Origin of the sequence: Rhodococcus sp. 14-1411-2a (assembly GCF_002259485.1) — a bacterium.
In the GTDB taxonomy this organism is placed as follows: Bacteria; Actinomycetota; Actinomycetes; order Mycobacteriales; family Mycobacteriaceae; genus Rhodococcoides.
In genome coordinates this window covers 47,753-70,053 of the sequence record NZ_NPGA01000011.1, presented here as the reverse complement: position 1 = coordinate 70,053, position 22,301 = coordinate 47,753, and the positions used below count along the sequence as shown (strand labels likewise).

Sequence of the window (22,301 nt, the reverse complement as noted above, 5' to 3'; positions counted from 1 at the left end):
TATTTTCCGTTCTATAGATCGAGTACGAGACGCCCGCTGCGTGCGCGCGAAACGCAGATGAGCATGTGATCGCGCTGCTCTTCCGGCGTCAGTCTGTTTTCCAGGTGCTCGGGCTCACCGGAGAGCACCCGTACCTTGCAGGTACCGCAGAAGCCCTGCTGGCACGAGTACGCGACGTTGGGTTTCTGCTCCTTGACCGCTGTCAGCACGGAGGCGTCGGCGGCGACGTCGAGCACGGCGCCCGTGCTGATCAACTGCACCTCGAACGGCGTGCCGTCGAGAATCGGCGGCGGGCCGAATCGCTCGAAATGCAGTGCGGTGGAGGGGCACCAGCGAAAGTCGCGGCGGACGGCGTCGAGCATGGGGGTGGGGCCGCAGCAGTAGACGGCACCGCCTGCGGGTGCGCGCTCGAGCAATTCACCCTCGGTGGGGTACCCGTACACGTCGTCGGTCCGGACGAACACCCGGTCCGATTCCCAGCTCTCGATCTCGTCGAGAAAGGGCATGGTGTCGCGGGATCGACCGCAGTACACGAGTTGCCAGTCCATGCCGAGAATCCGTGCGGCGCGGACCATCGCGATGATGGGAGTGATCCCGATACCGCCGGCGACGAACAGAGCGCTGCCCTCACCGACGAAAGGGAATCCGTTGCGAGGGCCACGGACGGTGACCTCGGTGCCGGGTTCCAGTCCGTGCATTTCGATGGATCCGCCTGCACCGGTGGGGATTCGACGCACCGCGATTCGATAGGAGCTGCGGTCGGACGGGTTGCCGCACAGTGAGTACTGCCGACGACGCCCCGAGGGCAGATGTAGATCGAGATGACACCCTGGATGCCAGATGGGCAGCTGCGCACCCGTCGGCGACGCAAGGGTGAGGGCTGCGACATCGTTGTCCTCGGCGACGATCTCGCGTTCGGTGACGACCAACTTCAGCGCTGAATCGGGGTTGTGGCCGGCGACGGCATCGTTGTACTCCGCTCCGGCCGCCGCCTGCATGTAGCCGTTGAGAAACGTACCGAGCAGCTGCATCGAGCGATCAGGACGTCCGCGCCCGCGCAGATCCGGCGGCGCATCCTTGGGGAGCAGCCGCGGAACGCGTCGTGAAGACAGCTTCACCTCGCTGCAGCCTGAGCGGCCGGAGAGGACGCCAGGTACCGGACGGCCTGAGCTGTGGAGCCTTCCTGGCTGGGGTGATACGACTTCTTGAGGTAGCGCGACATGCTGCGACCGACGTGCGTCAGCGCGGGAAGGGTGCCGCGGCGGACCGATTTTCGCCACAGTGCCGAGCGCGGCTTGCGGACGGACTTCGGGGCCGACTGCAGCTCCGGGTCGTTCTTCATCAGGAAGATGATCCCGCGCATCCAGATGTAGGCCATCAACGGCACGACCACGACGAACGTGCGCAATCGGCGAACCTCGCGCTTGTCGAAGTATCGCAGCGTGTCGTAGGCGACCGATCGGTGCTCGACTTCCTCGGCACCGTGCCAGCGCAGCAGATCGAGCATGGTGGGGTGGATGCCCGCGCGGTCGAGACCGTCGGCGTTGAGTACCCAGTCACCGAGAAATGCCGTCACGTGCTCGATCGCGGCGATCAGCGCCAAGCGCTCGACCAGATTGTTCTTCGATCGAAGGCTGGTCACCGAATCGGAGCCGAGGACCTTGCCGAAGGCCCACTCCATCTGGTCGGTGAACGGAGTCGGGTCGAGTCCTTTGGCCTGGAGATGCACGAGGACGCCGGTGTGGGCCTCGGCGTGTACGGCTTCCTGGCCGATGAAGCCGATGACGTCGTCGCGCAGCTTCTCGTCGTCGATGTACGGCAGGGCTTCCTTGAACGTGTCGACGAACCAGTGCTCGCCGGCGGGCAGCAGTAGATGCAGCACGTTGAGTACGTGCGTGGTGTACGGATCGCCCGGCACCCAGTGCATCGGCAGATCGCTCCAGTCGAACTTGACGTTTCTGGCTTGCAGCATCACTTCACCGGGATCCGATGCGACGATCTTCCGTTCGCTCATCGAGCCACCTCCTCCACGTTCGCAGGTGTGGCCGATGCCACAGTGCGAGACTTAGTATAAACACCGGTAACAGATAAAGGGAACCGTGACGGTATCCGATGAGACACTTCTGTCATGACCGACTCCTCCCCCGTGTCGACTCCCCCGAGTCGTATGCCCGTCACCTGGCCTGCCGAGTGGCCCACCGAAGTTCGGCGCATCGCCGATGCCACGAACGACGCGCTGGCTGCTGTCGCCTCGCGGAATTCGGTCGCGTTCGACGATGCCGTCGAATCGTTGGGCCGCTCGGACTCGGCGCAGGCCGGGCACGTGCATGCCGAGATGGTACGCACGTTGCTCGAAGAGGTATACAGCGATGGATTGACCGGCGAGAACGTCCAGGAGGTGCTCGGCCGAACCGTACGAGGAGCGGACTGGCTGCCGAACCTGGACATCGCCGGGTTCGTCGAGGTGCTCACCGGAGCGCTGGGGGTGTCCGACGTCGAAGAGCAGTCGCGAGTGAGGCCGCGTCCCGCACATGCGTTGCTGGTGGTCGCAGACCTGCTCGCGGTGCGCCGTGGCCGAGCCGAGACCTATCTGCGGTACGCACTGGCCGAGGTGCGCCGCGCCGAGACGATCGAGATGCCCTAGTTCGCGCGGACCAAGGACTGCTGTTCATCGAAGGTGGGTGACTGCGGCGTATGTCGATGTGGTTGAGCGAACCACGCGACTTCTCGATCGAAACGGCCAGTTTTACGAGCTATGTAGAGTTTAACAAGATTTGTTAAAGTAGGTTCAGGTTGTCTATTTGGGGGATGAACAGTGGACCGTCGGCGAAACCCGTATACGCCCAACGCTGGCGCGCCACCGCGTTATTTGGCGGGTCGCGAGGTGGAGCTCGATGACTTTCGAACCCTGCTCTATCGGTTGCGGAGGGGCTATTCCGAGCAGTCGCTGATCGTCACTGGCCTGCGTGGCGTCGGCAAGACTGTTTTGCTTGGTCGGTATCGCGAAATAGCTGAGGATGAGGGCTGGGTTGCAGTCGAAGCCGAGGTATCGAAGAGCACCGCATTCGGTCCGCAGATTGCCAGCCTGGCCCGGCGCGCTTTGTTGCAAACGTCACCTAGGGCGAAGTGGAACGACCGTATTCACAGATCGGCTGCGGTGCTCAAGTCGTTCTCGCTGTCGATCCAGCCGGATGGATCACTGAATATTGGTTTGGACGTCGATCCAGCTGCTGGACAGGCCGACACGGGAAACCTGAATGACGACCTCGCTGATGTCTTCGAGGCAGTCGGGTTGGCCGCTCGGGAGAGCGACAGTGGGGTGGTATTCCTTTTCGACGAGATTCAATTTCTGTCGAAGGGTGAGCTGGAAGCGTTGATCGGTGCCGTCCACAGAACTGTCCAGCGGGAGCTTCCGATCACCTTTGCAGGTGCCGGTCTGCCGCAGCTTCCGGGTTTGGCAGGTGATGCCAAGTCCTATGCTGAGCGGCTGTTCCGATTCCCGTCTATCGGTGAGCTACCCGGGCCGGAAGCGATCGCGGCCCTGACCGAACCAGCGAAGCTGGAAGGCGTCGAGTACGACGTCGGAGCCATGGACAAGATCCTGCACTACACCGAAGGGTATCCTTATTTTATCCAGGAATTCGGGAGAGCAGTGTGGAACTTGGCCGAGGGTCCGAGGATCACGGAAGCTGACGCGGTCGCTGCTGCCGATCTTGTCGATGATGAACTCGACGACAGCTTCTTCCGGACACGTGTTCAGCGCTGTACGAAGGAAGAGCTTCGCTATATGCGGGCTATGGCCGAGCTTGGACCGAAGGAACAAAAGGCCGTCGACGTGGCGCTCCTCCTGCAAAAGCAATCGGAACAGGTGTCGCCGCTGCGCTCACGGTTGATCAACAAGGGTTTGCTGTACACCCCGAATTACGGTTACGCGAAGTTCACCGTTCCCCAGTTCGATCGATTCATGCGCCGATACATGCCGGAGATCGACGGGCAACCTCCGACCTGAGTGTTGGTTTCGCTAGCGAGATCTTCGCCTGTCTTGCATACGCGCTAGAACGCCCGAGAAAGCGCTACCGATGCAGAATGTTCGCTCCGGCGACGACGGCTCGCACGGCCGACAGGTGTGCGTCGGGATCCATGCCCATCGACCATTCGCGGCGACCGTCGTGCTCGGCGAGGACGAAGGTGGCGGTCTCGTCGCCGATGATCTGCTGGTGGAACGCGAGGATCTCGATGCGGAATCCGGCGTCGTGGAGCATCGACGTCAATGCCTCGATCGGCCCGTAAGTCGTTGCCGCACAGGCGATGATCGTATCGCCGACGCCGAAGGTCGCGTCGAAAGCAGTCCTCCCGCCAGTTGCACTGTCGGCCGTCCATGACCCCAGCCGAAGAGGCCCGGTGCTGGGCGAGAAGCGGTCGGTGAAGTTCGTCCACGACATGTGTTGCCAGGTGATCTCGTCGCGCATCGTGCGCGGCAGGGCGCAACCGAAACGGGCGTGGAACGGATCTGTGGCGAGAGTGGAAGCAAATGCATTCATGAGGATGGTCCTGGCGAATGTGAAGGGAGGACCGAGAGAGCACGACGACCCGCAGCGAGGGGTCGGTCCGAATCAGACCCCGCTACGGCGGCGTACTACGAGAATGCGCTTCACACCCCAGAAAGTAGTCCTCCGTCGCAGTCGCGCGCAAGTATCGAGTGAATACAGATCTCTAGGACACGAACTAGATGTCCGCATATATCGCACGATTCGTTGTAACTTTGGCCCCATGGACCCCGTGCGTAACCCCTACGCCCCCGGCGCCGGCCAGCGCCCACCCGAGCTCGCAGGCCGAAAGAAGCAGCTCGACGCCTTCGACGTCGTACTCGAACGCATCACCCGCGGCCGGCCGGAACGCAGCGTCGTTCTCACCGGGCTGCGAGGCGTCGGGAAGACGGTATTGCTCAACCAACTCCGATCCGCGGCGATCGCCCGCGGCTGGGGCACCGGCAAGATCGAGGCTCGGCCCGACCAGGAATTGCGTCGACCGCTGTCGTCTGCGCTGCACATGGCCGTCCGCGGGATTGCGGCCTCGCATCGCGATCCCGAACGCGTCGACGAGTTCCTCGGCGTCCTCAAGGCCTTCGCCCTACGCGCCACCGCGGACAAGGGCATGCGGGAGCGGTGGCAGCCCGGCATCGACGTCCCGGCGAAGACGGGCCGCGCCGACTCCGGCGACATCGAGATCGACCTCGTGGAACTGCTGCTCGACGCCTCCGCGCTGGCCGGCGACGTGGGCGTGGGCATCGCCATCTTCATCGACGAGATGCAGGATCTGGGTGCCGCGGACATCTCCGCGTTGTGTGCGGCCTGTCACGAGCTCAGTCAGGACACCGCGCCGCTGATCATCGTCGGGGCCGGGCTGCCACACCTACCTGCGGTGTTGTCGGCATCCAAGAGTTACTCCGAGCGCCTGTTCAGTTACCACCGGATCGGCCGACTGGAACGAGCCGCGGCCGACCTCGCGTTGATCGCTCCGGCCGACCGCGAGGACGTCGAATTCACCCCCGACGCGCTCGACGCGCTGTATGCGGCCGCCGACGGCTACCCGTACTTCGTCCAGGCCTACGGCAAGGCGACGTGGGATCTCGCGGCCGACACCCCGATCACCGTCGAGGACGTGCGCGTCGCCGCTCCGACGGCGGAGGAGGAATTGGCCGTCGGATTCTTCGGTTCTCGCTACGAGCGTGCGACGCCTGCCGAGCGTGAATACATGCGTGCGATGGCCGAACTGTCCGTGGACGACGGCTCGGTGCCGACCTCGGCCGTGGCGACCGAACTGAAGCGCAAGCCGGCATCGCTGTCCCCGGCCCGCGACGGACTGATCAAGAAGGGTCTGATCTATTCGGCCGAGCGCGGCACCATCGCGTTCACGGTGCCGCACTTCGGTCGCTACCTACGGGCCCAGACCGACGAACCTGCGGCGGTGTGAACTATCGGTACGCCTCGGCGCGCTCGACGCACAGTTGCTCGAGCTTGCGCATCGCCTTGGGGTCGGAGTGATCGACGTTGACGAGCTCGGCGTCACCGTCGTAGAAGTCGATCAGTCGCTGATCCATCACCTTGCGCCACAGCGGCGGAACCAGCGCGCAGAAGATCATCACTGCATATCCGGCCGGTAGCTGCGGGGACTCGTCGACGGTCCGGAGTGCCTGGTAGCGGCGCACCGGATTCGCGTGATGGTCGCTGTGCCGTTGCAGGTGGTAGAGAAACAGGTTGCTCCACAGGTGGTCGCTGTTCCAACTGTCGCGGTGGGTCGGTTTGCCGTATCGACCGCTTTTGCGCTTCTCCCGCAGCAGTCCGTAGTGCTCGAGGTAGTTGGCTGCCTCGTAGAGGACGATCGCGATCGCAGCCTGCAGGAACAGGTACGGCACGGTCACCACACCGAAGACGGCGATCAGCACGCCGAACAGCACAACGCTCATGGCCGCGGCATTGAACAGGTTGTTTCGGTACGACCAGGGAGACAGGCCCTGGCGGGCGAGGCGTCGAGTCTCGAGCTGCCAGGCCGAGCGCAGGCCGTGCACGATCGTGCGCGGCAAAAACTTCCAGAACGACTCGCCGAACTTTGCCGACGCCGGATCCTCCGGGGTGGCGACGCGGAGGTGGTGGCCGTGATTGTGCTCGACGTAGAAGTGGCCGTACAGGGACTGTGCCAGTGTCACCTTCGACAGCCATCGCTCCAGACGCTCACGCTTGTGGCCCAGCTCGTGCGCGGCGTTGATGCCGACCCCACCGACGATGCCGACGGTGATGGCCAGGCCGATCCGCTCCGGAACTCCCAGCGGGCCGTGCGCCCAGAGATAGCAGGCCGCAACGAGACCCGCGTACTGCAACGGCAGGAACAGATAGACGCACCAGCGGTAGTACGGATCCTTCTCCAGTGCGGCGATCGCCTCGTCCGGGGGATTGCTGCGGTCCACTCCGGCGAATTTGTCCACCAGAGGCAGTGCGACACCCATGATCATCAGGCCGAGGGTCCAGAACGCACCGGGGCCGAGAAGGGTCACCAGCCCCCAGGCCAGGAACGGGCTGAGAGGAATCGTCAGCCCCAGCGGCCACAGGTAGCGCTTGGGGTCGCGCCACCGCGGCGACGTGCTCGTGGCGGACTCATCACGCATTCTGGATTCTTCACTCCTGAGTCCTGGTCGGTGCCGTGCCCCGAGGTGCGGGGACAAACGGTAGTGGCGTGTCACAACTACATCGCCCGTTCCACCAGGATAGTTACCCAAGCAAATTTTGCAGGTTCTCCGATGGGCAGTCGAACGCCCCGCTGCCCTTGTACGGTGACCGGATGAAGCATGTCGAGTCGTCGTTCGTCGGAGTTCACGGAACCCGAATCGTCTACGACGTCTGGACCCCCGAGACCACGTCGACCGGGATTGTGGTGCTCGCCCACGGCCTGGCCGAGCACGCGGGTCGGTACCGGCACGTCATCGAACGGCTGGGCTCGCTCGGCCTCGTCGTCTACGCGCCCGACCACCGCGGACACGGCCGATCCGGTGGCAAACGAGTGTCACTGGACAAGTGGTCCGACTTCACCGACGACCTGCACACGCTGTTCGGCATCGCAGCTGCCGAGCATCCGAATCAGCGCACCTTCCTGCTCGGCCACAGCATGGGCGGTGCCATCGCACTGTCCTACGCCCTCGACCATCAGGCCGATCTCGACGGTCTGATGCTGTCCGGCCCTGCCGTCGTCCCCAGCGTCGGGCAACCGAAAGCGCTGGTGGCGGTCGGTAAGCTCCTCGGACGCTTCGTACCGGCCGCCCCGGTGCTCAAGCTCGATCCCACTCTCGTCTCCCGCGACAAGGACGTCGTCGACGCCTATGTCGCCGACCCGTTGGGCTACCACGGCAGCGTCTCGGCGGGCCTTGCCGCGGCGATGCTGGGCGTCGGAGATACGTTCCCTGCTCGCCTGCCGTCGCTGAAGATCCCCGTGCTGCTCCAGCACGGGACGGCGGACCGCTTGGCGGACGTCTCGGGCAGCGAGCTCATCGCCGAGCTCGCCGGATCCGACGATCTGACCCTGAAAACGTACGACGGGCTGTTCCACGAAGTGTTCAACGAACCGGAGAAGGAGCGCGTACTCGACGATCTCATCGACTGGCTGCGTCCACGTGTACACACCGGCGCTGTAAGTTCCTGACGGATCTTTTCGAAGAAGGGGTACGACCATGACCAGGCGAGCACTCGTATTGGGCGGCGGCGGAGTCGCAGGCATTGCGTGGCAGACGGGTGTCCTACTGGGATTGGCAGAAGCCGGAGCCGACGTCAGCGACGCCGAGATGTTGTTGGGGACCTCGGCCGGGTCCTCGGTCGCAGCCCAGATCTCGAGCGGAGCCGCCTTGACCGAGCTGTTCGAGCGGCAGGCAGACGAAGCGAAGCAGGACCACGAACCGCATGCCGACTCGACCATCGACGAACTGGTCTCCATGTTGGCTCGGGCTGCCCAGAACTCCGACGGCAGTGCCATCGACACGCGCAGGCGTATCGGCACTGAGGCGCTGTCGGCCTCGACGATCAGCGAGCGTGAGCGCAGGGCCATCATCGAACGACGGTTACCGTCGCACTCCTGGCCGAACCGCGATCTGCGTATCGTCACGGTCGACGCGGTGAGCGGTCGGCATCGGGTTCTCGATCGTGGCTCGGGCGTTCAGCTGGTCGATGCGGTGGCCGCGAGCTGCGCCATCCCGGGAATGTGGCCGCCGGTGACGATCGGTGATCATCTTTACGTCGACGGTGGTATCCGCGCCAGCGAAAATGCGGATCTGGCAGTCGGTTTCGAGAAGGTACTGGTGTTCAGGGTCGGTGCACTCGACCTCGAGCACGATCCGTTCGACATCGAACGGGAGCGGCTGGTCAAGGGCGGCTCGAAGGTGGAAGTGATTGCCCCCGACGCAGATTCGGCGGCCGCGATCGGCCCCGATGCCACCGACATCGCGGTCCGATCGGCTGCGGCCGTTGCCGGACGGGCGCAGGGCAATGCCATCGCCGAGCGTATTGCCGAGTTCTGGGTCTAGAGAACCTCTCTATCCGAACAGTGCGGCGCCGTTGCCCCAGCACACTGCACGAACCCAGTCGTCTCCCAGGTCGAGTCGGCGCACCGCCTGCAGGGCATGCAGATACGGGTACGGGATGTTCGGATAGTCGCTGCCGAACAGAATGCGATCCTGCAGGTCGACCAGCCGGGGCAGTTCGTGTTTCGGAAACGGTGCGCTCGCCTCGGAGAAGTCGGTGAACGACATCGTGGTGTCGAGTCGCACGTTCCGGTAGCGATCGGCCAGATCGAGGAAGTCGCCGTACTCCGGCATCCCCATGTGCGCGATGATCAACGGGAGTTCGGGAAACCGTTGCAGCAGTGCCGCAATCGGCTCCGGGCCGGTATGGGTGCCGGGAGCCGGGCCGGACCCGCAGTGGATCACCACGGGTACCTGCGCGTCCGAGAGTGCGCCCCAGACGCCGTCGAGCAGCGGATCGTTCGGTGAATAGTTCCCGACCTGAATGTGCGACTTGAAGATTCGGGCACCGCTCGTCAACGCCTGCTCGACGTACCCGGTGACACCGTCCTCGGGGTAGAAGGTCGCGGTGTGCAGGCAGTCGGGGGTGCGCGCCGCGAAATCTGCTGCCCAGGAATTGAGCCAGGCTGCCATCGCCGGCTTGTGCGGGTAGATCATCGACGTGAAGTGCCGGACTCCGAACCCCCGAATGACCTCGAGCCGTTGCTCTTCGGCGAACCGGTAGGAGATGGGCCAGACGCTGCCGGTCAGCGGCCCGGCGCTGTCGAAGTAACTCCACACCTTGTCCATCACGTTCTTCGGCATGAAGTGCGTGTGGACGTCGAACAGTCCCGGCAGCGACAGTTCGGTCCAGAAAGCGACGATGCCTTCGGTCTCGTCTGCGAGTTCGGCGTCGGAGCGGGGTGGCTCAGCGTGCGACATGGGCGTCGAACCACTCGAGCGTCTTGCCCCAGGCGTCGGCGGCGGCGTCGGCGTCGAACACGGCGGGGCGGTCGTCGCAGTGGAACCCGTGCTTGCCGTGTTCGTAGCGGGTGATCTCCGTGTCGACCGGCGCCGTTGCGGTGATCTCGCGCAGCGTCTCGACTTCCTGGACGGGGATGCCCTCGTCCAGATCCCCGAAGAATCCGTGCCAGGGTGTCTGCAGTGCGTCGCCCACCGACGCCATTGCGGAATAACCGAAGCGGCCCTTGCCGATTCCGCCGCCGTAGAACGTCGCTGCCGCACCGAGTTGCCGTCGAACAGCGGTGTGGAACGCGACGGTGCCGCCCATGCAGAAGCCGACGATCGCGATGGACGACGGCTCGAGTCCGAGCTCGGCGAGCGCACTCGCCGCCGCGTCCACGTCGGAGTCCACCTCGTCCGCCTGCAGCCGCCCGATTGCCGCCATCGCCGAATCCATGTCCGAGTACGACAACACGGTCACACCCTCCTGTCGGTGGAACAGGTGCGGTGCGACCGCGACCCAACCGGCGGCGGCGAGCCGGTTGCAGACGTCGACGATGTGATCGGTGACGCCGAAGGCTTCCTGGATGACGATGACGCCGCCGCGGGCATCCCCGTCGGGACGGACGACGGTGAGGGGAGTGGTGTTCATCCGTCGATTGGAGCACACCACCAGGAGTGGAGCCTGCGGAACGACCCAGCAGGCAGGAGTGGATGCCGGTAGCGACGGTGATTGCTGCAGTTTTGTACGGTGGCGTGCAGGGAACGATCCCGACCGAGAGGACAACTCATGCGCGCGGTACAGATCTCCAGCCTCGACGGACCCGACTCGGTGAGTGTGGTGGACATCGACGAGCCTGCTGCGCGCGACGGGTCGGTGGTCATCGAGGTCCATGCCGCCGGCGTCGCTTTTCCCGATGCGTTGCTCACTCGCGGGCTCTACCAGTACAAGCCCGAGTTGCCGTTCGTCCCCGGCAGCGAGATCGCCGGCATCGTTCGGTCGGCTCCGCCGGAGTCCGGCTTCTCCGCCGGTGATCGAGTAGCGGCCCTGACGGGACTGAGCGACGGTATGGCCGAGGTCGCCGTCGTATCCCCGGACACGGTGTTCGCGCTGCCGGAGTCGGTGTCGCTCTCCGCAGGCGCTGGGCTGTTGTTCAATGACCTGACGGTGCACTTCGCGCTCCGGGAACGTGGCCGGTTGGCACCGGGCGAGACGGTTCTGGTGCACGGCGCAGCAGGGGGCATCGGAACCTCCGCGCTGCGAATGGCTCCGGTGCTCGGGGCATCTCGCGTGATCGCTGTGGTGAGCTCGGAGGCCAAGGCCGACATCGCACGATCCGCCGGAGCCACCGACGTCGTTCTCGTCGACGGCTGGAAGGACGCGGTGAAGGAACTGACCGGCGGCCGTGGCGTCGACATCGTCGTCGATCCGGTGGGTGGTGACCGGTTCACCGACAGCATTCGCTCGCTCGCGCCCTCGGGCCGAATCCTGGTGCTGGGCTTCACCGGTGGTGAGATCCCGACGGTCAAGGTAAATCGACTGCTGCTCAACAACGTCGACGTCGTCGGCGTCGGTTGGGGTGCGTGGTGGATGACGCGCCCGGGCTACCTCGCCACCCAGTGGGCCGAGATCGAACCGCTCCTCGCCGACGGTTCTCTCGGTGCGCCGGAGCCGTCGGTGTTCCCGGCCGCAGACGCTGCCTCGGCCATCGCGTCACTGGAAAACCGTACTGCGGCAGGCAAAGTGGTGCTGGACTTCACCCACTGATGCTGGGTCGAGCTGCCGGGTCACTCCGGCAGTTCGACGCCTCGCGCCTCGGCCAGTGCCGCGATCTCGGCGGGAAAGACGTTCTTGAACACGAACGGGTCGGTACCCAGGGCCCAGTTCGGTGCCAGTTCGATGGCGTATCTCTCGAAGTAGCCGAGTTGCTTGGCCACCAGGATCAATTCTTCCGGGCTCGACGTCTTGTACTGCTTACCCATACTCACCAGCGCCCGAATGAAGTCGGCCAGGCTGAAGTGGGCGAGAGTTGCCGAGAGCATCGGAGCGAACACCGACTGCAGGATCGCCCCGACCTCGGCGTCCGAACCCATCTGCGGCGCAACGATTCCCAGCCGCTTGACGGTACCGGCCAGTCGGGTGAAGTCGCCGTCGATCACGGTGGCGTGAAACAGATCGAGCAGCAGTGCGCGCCACTGCTCGTCCACCTCGCCCATGACTCCGAAGTCGAGGAACGCCACCCTGCCGTCGTCGAGCACCCACACGTTGCCCGCATGCACGTCGCCGTGGAAGAGACCATGCAGCACAAGGGCTTCCATCCAGACCTTGGCGGCGCGGCGGACGATGAGCTCGGACTGCTCTCCCGGCTCGTAGCGGTCGAGGGGAGAACCGTGCATGCGTTCCATGCAGATGACGCGGCCGCCGCAGTAGTCCAGGAACACCTCGGGCGCGGTGACGTGGGCGTTGTCGCCGAACGCGCCGATGGCCGCGCGAAAGCTGGCCTGTCGCTTGGCTTCCACGGCGCTGTCGAGTTCGGCGAAGGTGGCGGCGTGCAGGTCGACGATGATCGCCGACGCGTTGGCCGTGGCGAAGAACGGAATGAACTTCTCGAGTCCGCGGGCGATGAGGTACGCGATACGCAGGTCGATCTTCATGCGGTGATAGATGCCTCGCCGCTGTACCTTCATGACCACTTCACGGCCGTCGTCACGGCGCACGCACAGATGCACCTGAGCGACCGAGGCGGACGAGAGCGGCACGTCGTCGAACGAGGAGAACAGGTCGTCGATTCCGCGGCCCAGATCGGCCTCGATCACCGCTCGCGCCTGCGACCCGGGAAACGGTGGCACCTCGTCGAGGCAGCGCAGGCAGGTGTCGGCGAGGACCTTGGGGAACAGCCCGGGCGAGGATCCCATCAGCTGCCCGACCTTGACGAAGGTGGGGCCGAGAACGAAGAAGGCGTCGACGACGGCCTCCGAGGCGTGCAGCGGCCACCCGCGCCGTGGCGCGCGCACCCAGCGGCCGACCGCGACGATCTGGAAGTACGCCAATACCGTGCCGATGACGATGAGTCGCAGCAGTTCTCGTATTCCGAACGTCTTCAGCTGGGGTGCGGGCTTGGGATTCATACGTGCACCCCCACCGGCACGCGCGCCGCCGAGGCTTCCAGGCGCGCCAACAATCGATCGAACCGCGTCGCATCGTCCGAGGCGCGTGAGAGCACCAGTGCGCCCTGAATTCCGGCCACGATCTCCTCGGCCAGTTCGGCTGCCGATTCGCCGTGTCCCAGGCGACTCAGTACCGGGGTGAGCGCGTCGATCCAGTGGGTGAAATGGGCTGCGACGCGTCCAGAGAACACAGCACGTTCGAGACCGAGTGTGAATGCGCCGAACAGGCACACCAGACGATTGGACCGGAAGTATCGCGCGGTCTGCTCGAACATCTCATGCGTCGTCGACGCGGGATCGGTGCCCTGTCGCAACGGCTCGAACACGTTGTGGTGGAACCACAGCTCCACGTCGTCGAGGACGGCTTCGGCCATCTCCTGCTTTCCGCGCGGAAAGTAGTGGTAGAGACTGCCTTTCCCCAGGCCGGTCTGTTTGCTGATGACCGCGAGGGAGGAACCGTCGAACCCATGGTCGCGGAACACCCCTGCGAGTATCGGCACCACGTCGTGGCGATCGCTCATGAGCCGGTACTGTACCAATCGGTACACGCCAGGTGTATCGGGGCTCCGGGAGTGGAGCCTGCGAAATGACCCATCGGGGCTCCGGGAGTGGACGTGCAGCTGTGAAGAGAACGACCGTCCTGGCCGCCGGGGCTTTCCTCGTCGGTGGGGTGACCTATCTGGCCGCCGAAGCCGTCGCCGCACTCGGTTGGACGGACCGGCCGTACAGCTACGCCCGCAACAACATCAGCGATCTCGGCATCCCCGACATCTCGCCGCTGCACGCGGTGATGAACACCGGCTTCGTTGTCGACGGCACGTTGTTCGTCCTGGCCGGGCTGGGACTGTCGGTGCTCTTCGAAGGCCGGGCGCGGTGGATCGTCGCCGGCACCTCCGTTGTGCACGGTGTCGGCAGCATCGTCGTCGGGCTCGCCCACGCCTCGGTGGACGGGGCTTCGACGCCCCATGCGGTGGGTGCAGGCATGGCGATCGTCGGCGGCAACCTGGTGTTGCTGGCGGCAGGACGGTACGGCGGCCGCGTCGGCGCGCCGCGCTGGTACACCGTGGGCAGTGCGACTGCCGGCGTGGCCGGTCTGGTGGGGCTGACCCTGTTTCTCGCCGACACCGGAATCCTCGGCGGCGGAACCTTCGAGCGCATCTCGGTCTACACCATCATCGGATGGGAGATCGTCACCGGCGCAACGATTCTGGTCAAGCGCCGCCTACCCGAACTCGGGTGACTCCTTGGCGAGAAAGGCGCGCACGCCCTCCCTGCCGTCCGCCGACTCGAACGCCTCCTCGAACACCGGCAATGCCCGTTGCGCCGGTAGGCCGGGGGACTCGCCGAACGTGAGAGCGAGGGCACGCTTGTTCGCTCGAACGGCAGAGCGGGACTTGTGCGCCAGCGCCTGCGCCACGCCCAGTGCCACCGACAACGACTGTCCGCGTGGAGCGACCCGATTGATCAGACCCCACTCCAGTGCAGTCTCGGCCGAGATCGGCTCGCCGAGTAACACCAGTTCGGCGGCGCGCGCCTGACCCACCCGCCGCAGCGCGCGCATCGATCCGCCGCTGCTGGGGATCACACCGAGGTCGATTTCCGGGAGTCCGAGTCGAGCCCCTGCGTCGGCGACGACGAGGTCGCAGCACAGCGCCAGCTCGAGGCCGCCGCCCAACGCGAATCCGTCTATTGCCGCGACCGTCGGCAGCGGCAGATCGTCGAGCATCTCGAGGGTGGCGTTCTCGAGAATGCTCTTGCGGGCGAGCACGTCACCGCGGTCCTGCATCTCGGGCATCTCGGAAATGTCCGAGCCGGCGCTGAACACCCGGTCGCCGGTGAGAACGACCGCCCGAATCGCGGCGTCGTCGGCCAATTCGAGAAGCACGGCGCGCAGTCGCCGCGTCGCCGGACGGGTCAGCGCGTTGACCGGCGGGTTGCTCAGCGTGATCTGCGCGACGGCGGCGTGCGGGAAGGTCAGGACTGGAGACAGCGCAATGGGCATACCTGAACGGTAGAGCGTGCGGCTGACCTGGCGATTGGGAGACTGCCGAGATGGCATGTAGCGTGGTGAACACCCGACGCGGGGTGGAGCAGCTCGGTAGCTCGCTGGGCTCATAACCCAGAGGTCGCAGGTTCAAATCCTGTCCCCGCTACTACACACGTCAGGCCCGACATCGATGATGTCGGGCCTGACGTGTTTCGTAGGTATCAGGGTTGCAGTCTGAACTGCACCACCGCCGTGACATTCTCGATGGCGTCGTCGAGTGCGGTCTTGCGCGCTCTGGCGTTGGGTGCAGACAGGATGTCGAGTCGATCGGACTGACCCATCGGAATCAGAGCTGTCAGCGACCAGATCTTCTCGGCGGCCGAGATCGGCAGGCCCAGGAAGTCCGGAACACCGGGTGTGGAAACGACTTCCGTCGATTCGAGTCGACCGATCAGCTCGTAGAGATCCTCGATCCGCGCCCAAGTGGCGTCGAACTCGGTGTCGGCGATCACCGCATCGGTCTCTTCGTCCGGCCATGCTCGAACGTCGGCCTGTGGGTACGGATCGTCCGGCAGCCAGGCGTCGATCCTGATCCGTTCGCCGCCGACGCAGTCGAGCAGATATCGGCCGTCGCCGATGGACTCGTGACCGATGATGTGTGCGGTCGTGGCCACATCGTGCCGGACGTCGCCGCCACCGGCCTCGTGCCCACGTGCGATGAGGACCACGCCGAAGCTCGGATCGTCCTGCTTCAGGCAGTCGTGGACCAGAGCTCGGTAGCGCGGCTCGAAGATGTGCAGTGGTAGGCGTTCACCGGGGAGCAGCACGCTGCCGAGCGGGAACATCGGGGTCACGCTCACGGGTGCTGCAACGGAACAGCCGCCGGGGTGATGGCCGCGGGCGCGCTCTTGTCGGACTCGTTTGCGTCGAGGAACTCGTCGAGCAAGCGGAAGAAGAAGTCCGGCTCGTCGAGCTGGGGGAAATGGCCGGCGTCGGGAAAGATCTCGACGCGACTGTTGGGAACCTCACGTCGAATGTTGTCGGCGTGCTTGGCGGGAATCATCCGGTCCTTGCCGCCCCAGACGAGCAGCGACGGAATGGACTCGAACTTCTCGAAATGTTGCTTCGCGCTCACGGTCTGCCCACGCGGGCCCACCACGGCTCGCGTCGACGCCAGAAAGGCCCCGCGGGTAGAGCGGTCGGCAACCGACCGGAACGACCGCCAGGTCTCGGCCATGCTGGGACCTGGCTTGACCGGCAGACCCCATTTGCCCAACTGCGCCAGCGCGCCCTCTGCGTTCTTGCGGAACCAGTCCGATGCGAGCAGCGGCAGAACCAGCTCACTGCCGGGCAGCGTCGCAGCCTTGAGGAGCAGGCTCACCTCGGGACCGAGTCCGCCGCTGCTGACCAACGCCAGGCGATCGACGCGTTCGGGAAAGAGGTACGTCAGCTGCATGACGATGCCCCCGCCGAGCGAGTGACCGACCATCGGGGCGGAGTCGATGTTCAGGTGATCCATGAGATCGCGAATGGTGGCCGAGTGCGAACTGAGCGAGTAGTCGCCGGACGGCTTGTCGGAGTCTCCGTGCCCGAACAGGTCGGGAGCGATGACGCGATACTTCTGCGACAGACGCTCGAGTTGCGGGCCCCAGGACTGATGCGATCCGAGCAGTCCGTGCACCAGAATCACGGGTGGGCCCTCGCCCATGTCCACGTATCGCAGGACGTCCTTGTGTAGTTCCACCGACTGCAATTCGTACGATGAACTCATGGTCGACCTCCTCGTCGTGTGATGCCCGGATCGGTGCGTGGCTCGGTGAGCCGTTGGCACAAACGTACAAGCTGAGCCCACCCAACGACAGACCGTCGATCAGTGTGCGAGGCCCGCATCGTCGAAGGTGTTCGCGATCGTCTCGGCCAAGTGCTCGGCCATCGGTTCACGCAGCATGTCGACGTGATCTCCGGAGATGTCGACGAAGGTCAGCTCACCACGGCCGACCGTCTGCCACGACCTGAGATCTTTCACGTTCTCCGCTGTGCGAACCACGGTCATCGAACCCGACCACGGTGTCGGCACGTGCTTGTTCAACGCCACGTACCCGATGCTTGCGAAAACCAACCATTCCATCGTCGTCGGGTACCGCAGCAGCCCGGCGAATTGCATCCGTAACCAGAGGGCAGCGGTGCCGACGCGGCCTAGGTGGAAGCCCGCCTCTTCACGCGTCTGCGCCGGCGGCGCAGCCGGAACCTCGGTACCGCCGGGCAACCTGTCCAGCAGATGCCGAAACAGCCGTGTGTCGAGGAGCAACAGGTGGGGAGACCCGAGGCCGGAGTCTCGGATCTCCTCTGCCATCGCGATGGCAATCCAGCCGCCGAGCGAGTGGCCGACCAGATGGAACGGGCCCTCGGGCTGGACTGTGCGAACAGCGTCGACGTAGCGTTTCGCGGTTCGCCGAATCGTCCGGTCCGGCCGTCCTCGCTTGCCGCGGCCGTGCGCCTGCAGGGCATACACCGGCCGGTCGGCGTCGATGTGCTTGACGAGATTCAGAAATGCCATCGCGCCGACGCCTGCACCGCCGATCAGGAAGATCGGTGCCTTGCTTCCCTCTGTGCGCAGCGGCACGAGCACGTCGTGTTCGCCTGCCGTGCGTCGACGCGCAGTTGCCGCGTCTTCGAGGCGGGCGTCGACTGTCACGGCCAACTCTCGAACAGTGGTCGCCGCGAACACGTCCTCCGGTGTCAGATCGATCTTCAGGTTCTCGCGGAGTTGGGCCAGCATGGCCGTGGTGGTCAGCGAGTTTCCGCCCAGAGCCAGGAAATCCTCGTCCCGTCCGATGGTGTCCAGCCCGATCGCGGTGCGCGCAGCCTCGGCCACGATGTACTCGGTCGGGCCGACCGCGGTGCGCTCGACGCGTCGATCGGCCGGCTCGGGCAGTGCGCCGCGGTCGAGCTTGCCGCGTTCGTTGCGCGGCATCGCGTCGAGCGCGACGATGTGGGTGGGCACCATCCACTCCGGCAGCGTCCGGCGCAGCGACGCTCTGATCTCGCCCACGGAGGGTCGACGACCGGAACGCGCCGAGCACACGTAGGCGACCAGGTCGGTATCGGTGCCGGAAGTCCTGCCGATCACCGCTGCGTCGCCGATCTCCGGCATGGCGCGCAGTGCTGCCTCGACCTCGGCCGGCTCCACCAGGTATCCGCGCACCTTGACGGCGTCGTCGATGCGGCCGGCCAGGTGCAGCGTCCCGTGTTCGTCGAGTCGTCCCAGATCGCCGGTGCGGTACCGGAACAGACCGTCGCCGAGCGCGGCGAATCGCTGGGAATCCCGACCGGCACCGCCGAGGTAGCCGTCGGCCAAACAGTTCGACGTCACCCGTATCTCGCCGATCACGTCCGGTGCACACGACGAACCGTCGGAGGTGACGACTTCGACCAGCTTGCCTGCGATGGGTCTGCCCGCAGGGAGAAAGCCCGACGGCAGCGCTCGTTCGAGCGGGTATTCGCTGTAGGCGACGGCCCCGGCCTCGGTGGTCGCGTACCAGTTGACCACCGTGGCGCGGCTGTCGAATCGCCGCCGAAAACCGTCGGCATCGTCGGCGTGCAGGGATTCCCCGTATGTGATGACCACCCGCAGCGTGGGTACGGCCCGACCGGTGGGTCCGTGATCGGCGGCGGAGACTGCGCGCAGCAGCGACGACGAGCAGTGCAGCGTGGTCAGGGAATGCGCGGCTGTCCACTCGACGGTGCTGCTGGGGACACCTGCCCTCGGGTCGCGGCAGTGCACGGCGGCACCGCTGAGCAACCCCGCGAACAACGTGTTCAAGCCGGCCCCGAAGCTGACCGGAAGCGAGTTTCCGACGCGGTCGTGTGGGCCCAGCGCCAACGCGTTGGCGACTTCGTATGCCTTGGTCAGACACATGCGGTGGCTGAGGATCACGCCCTTGGCGGTGCCGGTGGATCCCGAGGTGTAGTTGATCACCGCGGTGTGGTCGCCCGACAGCGTCGGCAGCGGCACACACGAGTCCATGGCGGCGGCGACGGTGGTGGAGTCGATCGCCGTCGCACCTGCTTGGTCGATGATCGTGGCGCGGCGCTCGGCGGGAAGCATGGGGTCGAGCGGCACCAGGGGATGGCCTGCAGCGACGACGGCCAGCATCAGCACGATCGAGTCCGTCGTCGCGTCGGTGTCCACGGCGAGCGGCCGAGAATCGGCAGGAAAGAGCGTGGCGATCTTACGAGCCAGAGAGTAGGCGCGATGGAGGAGCTCGTCGAAGGTCAGGGACGAGCCGTCGACGTCGAGCGCGACGGCGTCGGGCAGCGCGTGAGCCACCTCGCGGTAGCGGGCCATCAGGGTGTCGCGGCGTTCCGGCCGGCACAGTGGGGCCAGTGAAAGACGGGTCGGCGCATCGATGTCCTGAATCGACATGATTCTCCTTGCACGAGCCCGACCCGTGATGTCGGAGTCGGTTTGAAACGTACAAACCGGCTCGAAGACTTTTTACCGACTCAAAGGTAAACGTGCAGAACCTTTTCGCGCAAGCGGAAAACCGGACATTCCACAACAATCGGGTGACGTTGCGGAATGCCCGGTCTGTTTCGGGCTCGGCCCTACAGGTCCGCGATGGCCTCCAACGGCTTCGTACGCGCGGCTCGCACAGCAGGCCACAGTGCCGCCAACACACCGACAACGGCCGATCCGAGCAGCATGGCCACCACCTGGCCCCACGGCACGGTCATGGTGCCCAGGCCCTCGTCGCGCAGGGTCTGCACGAATCCCCACCCGAACGCGATTCCGAGGACCACGCCCACGATCGCGCCGAACAGCGCGATGAGCAGCGACTCGAGATAGATGATGCGACGGACCTGCGGCCGCTGCATGCCTATCGCGCGCAGCATGCCGATCTCCCGACGCCGCTCCACCACCGACAAGGCCAGCGTGTTGACGATGCCGAGCACAGCGATGACGACGGCCAATGCCAGCAAGCCGTACAACACCGCGAGCAGCGTGTCGATCTGCTGTCCCTGGCTGCCCTTGAACTCCTCCACGTCTTGAACCTGGACGACGACGAACGGTTTGGTCGCGGCTTCGAGGTCGGTGCGCAGTGTGTCGAGGTCGGTGCCGGGTGCGGCCTTGACGAGAACCAGAAGGTCCGAGCGGGTGATCGACGGCGTCACCTCCTGGTAGATGTCGCCCGAGACGATCCAGTTCCCGATCAGAGGATTGTCGGTGAAGACCCCGGTGACCGTCACCGGGACGGACGCACCGTCGACGGTGTCGAAGGTGACCTCGGTTCCGACGGTCCAGCCGCGGCTCGCCGCTTCGGTTTCCGACACCGAGAACCCGTTGCTGTTCAGATCTGCCGTGCCCTGGACCATCGACAGCTCGAGCAGTCCCTCGGGGGAGCCGTCGATCGCGGCGCCGAACTCCTCCTGGTCTGCGATCGTCACGAACACCGGGTGCAGCACCGCAGTACGGTCCACGCCGGTCACCTGCTGTGCGGCCGTGGTGGCACCGGTCGGAACGCCGATCGACTGCGGGCCGGAGAGGATGTAGTCCGCCTCGACCCCGGTGTCGACGAGTGAGTCGACGCTGGCCTTGGCGGTGGATCCGAGCACGCCGATGACGGTGACGAGCATGAGTCCGAGCATGAGGGCGAAGGCGGTGGCCGCGGTGCGTCTGGGGTTGCGAACCGAATTGGTCCTGGCCAGGCGTCCGATCGCTCCGAACGGACGGGTGATGACGGCCCCCAGTGCGCCGACGACCGGCCGTGACAGCGACGGCGCGGCCAGTGCGGTGGCGACGATCAGCGCGACGGCTCCCGCGCCGACCGTGGCAGCGGCCGCCCCGCCGGTCGACTGCGCGCCGATGATCAGCGCGGCCGCGCCCGCGATTCCGAGGCCGACGCCCACGAACGTTCGGGTACGCAGGGTGTCACCCGCAGAGGCGAATTCCTCGCGCATCGCGGCGACCGGTGGAATCTTGGCTGCCCGCCGGGCCGGCGCGTACGCGCTCAGCACGGTGACGACGATGCCGACGGCGAACGCGACGACAACGGTGCGCGGCTCGAGTGCCAACGGTCCCGACGGCAGACCCAGATCGAAGGCGTTGAGCAGTGCCCGTAGCCCGTAGGCCAGCCCTACCCCGCCGACGAAGCCGAGGATGCTGCCGATGATGCCGACAACGAGAGCTTCGAGAACGACCGAGCGGCTGACCTGCCCGCGGCTGGCTCCGACGGCGCGCAGCAGTGCCAATTCGCGGACGCGCTGAGCGACGATCATCGAGAACGTGTTGTAGATGATGAAGGTGCCGACCAGCAGGGCGATCCCACCGAAGGCCAGCAGGAAGTAGTTGATGAACGACAGTGCCGACTCGACCTCGGCCTGAGTCTCGGCCTGTACGTCCGCGGCGGTCTGGACCTTCAGGTCGGGGAACGCCGCGGCGATCTCGTCGCGGAGATCGCTCTGAGTCAGCCCTTGCGCGGCGAGATCGGTGCCTGCGACGTCGATGTACTGCACGTGGGCACCGTCGGTGAACAGCTCGTTCGCCTGGCTCTGCACGAACTGGATTCCGATGTAGCCACCGGATTCTGTTGCTGTCGAATAGATTCCGGTGATCGTGATGTCGGTGATGCCCTTGGACGGCACGAGTACCCGGGTGGCGTCGCCCACCTCGAGTCCGGCGCGCTCGGCACCACCGGCGTTGATCGCGACCTGGCCGGGGGCGGTGGGAGCCGAACCGTCGACGAAGGTGGTCGGATCACCGAGTCGTTGGTCGTCGGGGAGATACGACTCGCCGATGGTCGGTGCGCCACCGGACTGTACGGCGGCACCGTCGGACCCCAGCAGTACCAACTGTCCGCCGACGTACGGCGATACGGCGCGCACGTTCGGCAACGCCGAGATCGCCGCGATGTCCTCGTTCGGCACGCCGGACGAGCGTGCGTCCTCGGGGCTCACTCGAACATCCGCGCCCTGCGCGGTATCGGCGAACAGTGAGGAGAAAGTGCGCTGAAGGGTGTCGGTGAACACGAACGAGCCCGCGACGAATGCCGTGCCGAGCACGACCGACAGTACCGTCAGGGCCAGTCGGACTTTGTGTGCGGCAAGGTTTCTCAGTGACACCTTGCGCATGGGATTGCCCGA

General features: G+C 65.5%; 20 protein-coding genes and 1 tRNA gene. 8 read left to right on the top strand and 13 right to left on the bottom strand.

Annotated elements, in window-relative coordinates:
• Positions 1-11: 11 nt before the first annotated feature.
• The gene (locus tag CH291_RS08675; RefSeq protein WP_094687222.1) at positions 12-1,118 is read right to left on the bottom strand and encodes a PDR/VanB family oxidoreductase; all 1,107 of its coding nucleotides are present in this window, start codon (positions 1,116-1,118) and stop codon (positions 12-14) included.
• On the bottom strand, positions 1,115-2,014 hold the full coding sequence (locus CH291_RS08670; RefSeq protein ID WP_068048582.1) for a metal-dependent hydrolase: 900 nt from the start codon (positions 2,012-2,014) through the stop codon (positions 1,115-1,117). Before CH291_RS08670 ends, CH291_RS08675 begins: the two co-directional genes overlap by 4 nt.
• A 114-nt stretch (positions 2,015-2,128) precedes the next feature.
• Here CH291_RS08670 and CH291_RS08665 point away from each other — a divergent pair, with 114 nt between their 5' ends.
• Positions 2,129-2,644, top strand: a complete 516-nt coding sequence (locus CH291_RS08665) for a hypothetical protein (RefSeq protein ID WP_094687221.1) — start codon at positions 2,129-2,131, stop codon at positions 2,642-2,644.
• A 171-nt stretch (positions 2,645-2,815) separates the two neighbouring features.
• Positions 2,816-4,009, top strand: coding sequence for an ATP-binding protein (locus CH291_RS08660; protein ID WP_094687220.1), 1,194 nt, complete (start codon positions 2,816-2,818; stop codon positions 4,007-4,009).
• Between the two features lie 64 nt (positions 4,010-4,073).
• Here the strand turns inward: CH291_RS08660 and CH291_RS08655 are convergent, their stop codons facing one another.
• Positions 4,074-4,541 carry an alpha-isopropylmalate synthase regulatory domain-containing protein gene (locus CH291_RS08655; protein ID WP_094687219.1) on the bottom strand — a complete coding sequence of 156 codons (468 nt, stop codon included), beginning with the start codon at positions 4,539-4,541 and terminating at the stop codon, positions 4,074-4,076.
• A gap of 229 nt (positions 4,542-4,770) precedes the next feature.
• On the opposite strand from CH291_RS08655, the gene CH291_RS08650 reads away from it, so the two are divergent.
• Positions 4,771-5,973: an ATP-binding protein gene (locus CH291_RS08650; protein ID WP_068048586.1), complete on the top strand. Its 1,203-nt coding sequence runs from the start codon at positions 4,771-4,773 to the stop codon at positions 5,971-5,973.
• 1 nt (position 5,974) lies between these two features.
• Here CH291_RS08650 and CH291_RS08645 read toward each other — a convergent pair whose 3' ends face one another.
• Positions 5,975-7,162, bottom strand: a complete 1,188-nt coding sequence (locus tag CH291_RS08645; protein WP_094687218.1) for an alkane 1-monooxygenase — start codon at positions 7,160-7,162, stop codon at positions 5,975-5,977.
• Between the two features lie 173 nt (positions 7,163-7,335).
• Here CH291_RS08645 and CH291_RS08640 point away from each other — a divergent pair, with 173 nt between their 5' ends.
• Together CH291_RS08640 and CH291_RS08635 are read left to right on the top strand one after the other, a co-directional pair.
• Positions 7,336-8,190, top strand: a complete 855-nt coding sequence (locus CH291_RS08640; protein WP_094687217.1) for an alpha/beta hydrolase — start codon at positions 7,336-7,338, stop codon at positions 8,188-8,190.
• A gap of 28 nt (positions 8,191-8,218) precedes the next feature.
• A complete protein-coding gene (locus CH291_RS08635; protein WP_094687216.1) occupies positions 8,219-9,064 on the top strand; it encodes a patatin-like phospholipase family protein in 846 nt (281 codons plus the stop codon).
• 9 nt (positions 9,065-9,073) lie between these two features.
• Here CH291_RS08635 and CH291_RS08630 read toward each other — a convergent pair whose 3' ends face one another.
• Both CH291_RS08630 and CH291_RS08625 read right to left on the bottom strand, forming a co-directional pair.
• Positions 9,074-9,982, bottom strand: coding sequence for an amidohydrolase family protein (locus CH291_RS08630; protein WP_068048596.1), 909 nt, complete (start codon positions 9,980-9,982; stop codon positions 9,074-9,076).
• On the bottom strand, positions 9,969-10,655 hold the full coding sequence (locus CH291_RS08625) for a dienelactone hydrolase family protein (RefSeq protein ID WP_094687215.1): 687 nt from the start codon (positions 10,653-10,655) through the stop codon (positions 9,969-9,971). The genes CH291_RS08630 and CH291_RS08625 overlap by 14 nt, the downstream gene beginning before the upstream one ends.
• Before the next feature lie 138 nt (positions 10,656-10,793).
• Between CH291_RS08625 and CH291_RS08620 the strand changes: the two genes are divergently transcribed.
• Positions 10,794-11,771, top strand: a complete 978-nt coding sequence (locus tag CH291_RS08620; RefSeq protein ID WP_094687214.1) for an NADPH:quinone oxidoreductase family protein — start codon at positions 10,794-10,796, stop codon at positions 11,769-11,771.
• 20 nt (positions 11,772-11,791) lie between these two features.
• On the opposite strand, the gene CH291_RS08615 is transcribed toward CH291_RS08620, so the two are convergent.
• Complete coding sequence (locus CH291_RS08615; RefSeq protein WP_094687213.1) at positions 11,792-13,132, bottom strand: ABC1 kinase family protein; 1,341 nt, start codon at positions 13,130-13,132, stop codon at positions 11,792-11,794.
• Positions 13,129-13,692, bottom strand: a complete 564-nt coding sequence (locus CH291_RS08610; RefSeq protein WP_179276486.1) for a TetR/AcrR family transcriptional regulator — start codon at positions 13,690-13,692, stop codon at positions 13,129-13,131. The genes CH291_RS08615 and CH291_RS08610 overlap by 4 nt, the downstream gene beginning before the upstream one ends.
• A 101-nt stretch (positions 13,693-13,793) precedes the next feature.
• On the opposite strand from CH291_RS08610, the gene CH291_RS08605 reads away from it, so the two are divergent.
• Entirely contained in the window at positions 13,794-14,411 is a 618-nt protein-coding gene (locus CH291_RS08605) for a DUF998 domain-containing protein (protein WP_068048609.1), read from the top strand.
• Here CH291_RS08605 and CH291_RS08600 read toward each other — a convergent pair.
• Complete coding sequence (locus CH291_RS08600; protein ID WP_179276485.1) at positions 14,394-15,173, bottom strand: enoyl-CoA hydratase/isomerase family protein; 780 nt, start codon at positions 15,171-15,173, stop codon at positions 14,394-14,396. The genes CH291_RS08605 and CH291_RS08600 overlap by 18 nt on opposite strands.
• Positions 15,174-15,250: 77 nt before the next feature.
• On the opposite strand from CH291_RS08600, the gene CH291_RS08595 reads away from it, so the two are divergent.
• Positions 15,251-15,324 (top strand) — tRNA-Met (locus CH291_RS08595).
• Positions 15,325-15,379: 55 nt separating this feature from the next.
• On the opposite strand, the gene CH291_RS08590 is transcribed toward CH291_RS08595, so the two are convergent.
• The 4 genes from CH291_RS08590 to CH291_RS08575 form a co-directional block, all read right to left on the bottom strand.
• Complete coding sequence (locus CH291_RS08590; protein WP_068048615.1) at positions 15,380-16,018, bottom strand: LON peptidase substrate-binding domain-containing protein; 639 nt, start codon at positions 16,016-16,018, stop codon at positions 15,380-15,382.
• Entirely contained in the window at positions 16,015-16,929 is a 915-nt protein-coding gene (locus CH291_RS08585) for an alpha/beta fold hydrolase (RefSeq protein WP_068048623.1), read from the bottom strand. Before CH291_RS08585 ends, CH291_RS08590 begins: the two co-directional genes overlap by 4 nt.
• Before the next feature lie 99 nt (positions 16,930-17,028).
• Positions 17,029-19,584: an alpha/beta fold hydrolase gene (locus CH291_RS08580; protein WP_094687211.1), complete on the bottom strand. Its 2,556-nt coding sequence runs from the start codon at positions 19,582-19,584 to the stop codon at positions 17,029-17,031.
• Positions 19,585-19,766: 182 nt separating this feature from the next.
• Positions 19,767-22,289: an ABC transporter permease gene (locus CH291_RS08575; protein ID WP_094687305.1), complete on the bottom strand. Its 2,523-nt coding sequence runs from the start codon at positions 22,287-22,289 to the stop codon at positions 19,767-19,769.
• Between the last annotated feature and the right edge of the window lie 12 nt (positions 22,290-22,301).

Bases quoted from the DNA above. Each gene is read 5' to 3' on its own strand.
- CH291_RS08670 (WP_068048582.1), bottom strand. From the start codon at position 2,014: ATGAGCGAACGGAAGATCGTCGCATCGGATCCCGGTGAAGTGATGCTG.
- CH291_RS08665 (WP_094687221.1), top strand. From the start codon at position 2,129: ATGACCGACTCCTCCCCCGTGTCGACTCCCCCGAGTCGTATGCCCGTC.
- CH291_RS08655 (WP_094687219.1), bottom strand. From the start codon at position 4,541: ATGAATGCATTTGCTTCCACTCTCGCCACAGATCCGTTCCACGCCCGT.
- CH291_RS08650 (WP_068048586.1), top strand. From the start codon at position 4,771: ATGGACCCCGTGCGTAACCCCTACGCCCCCGGCGCCGGCCAGCGCCCA.
- CH291_RS08645 (WP_094687218.1), bottom strand. From the start codon at position 7,162: ATGCGTGATGAGTCCGCCACGAGCACGTCGCCGCGGTGGCGCGACCCC.
- CH291_RS08640 (WP_094687217.1), top strand. From the start codon at position 7,336: ATGAAGCATGTCGAGTCGTCGTTCGTCGGAGTTCACGGAACCCGAATC.
- CH291_RS08635 (WP_094687216.1), top strand. From the start codon at position 8,219: ATGACCAGGCGAGCACTCGTATTGGGCGGCGGCGGAGTCGCAGGCATT.
- CH291_RS08630 (WP_068048596.1), bottom strand. From the start codon at position 9,982: ATGTCGCACGCTGAGCCACCCCGCTCCGACGCCGAACTCGCAGACGAG.
- CH291_RS08625 (WP_094687215.1), bottom strand. From the start codon at position 10,655: ATGAACACCACTCCCCTCACCGTCGTCCGTCCCGACGGGGATGCCCGC.
- CH291_RS08620 (WP_094687214.1), top strand. From the start codon at position 10,794: ATGCGCGCGGTACAGATCTCCAGCCTCGACGGACCCGACTCGGTGAGT.
- CH291_RS08615 (WP_094687213.1), bottom strand. From the start codon at position 13,132: ATGAATCCCAAGCCCGCACCCCAGCTGAAGACGTTCGGAATACGAGAA.
- CH291_RS08610 (WP_179276486.1), bottom strand. From the start codon at position 13,692: ATGAGCGATCGCCACGACGTGGTGCCGATACTCGCAGGGGTGTTCCGC.
- CH291_RS08600 (WP_179276485.1), bottom strand. From the start codon at position 15,173: ATGCCCATTGCGCTGTCTCCAGTCCTGACCTTCCCGCACGCCGCCGTC.
- CH291_RS08585 (WP_068048623.1), bottom strand. From the start codon at position 16,929: ATGAGTTCATCGTACGAATTGCAGTCGGTGGAACTACACAAGGACGTC.
- CH291_RS08580 (WP_094687211.1), bottom strand. From the start codon at position 19,584: ATGTCGATTCAGGACATCGATGCGCCGACCCGTCTTTCACTGGCCCCA.
- CH291_RS08575 (WP_094687305.1), bottom strand. From the start codon at position 22,289: ATGCGCAAGGTGTCACTGAGAAACCTTGCCGCACACAAAGTCCGACTG.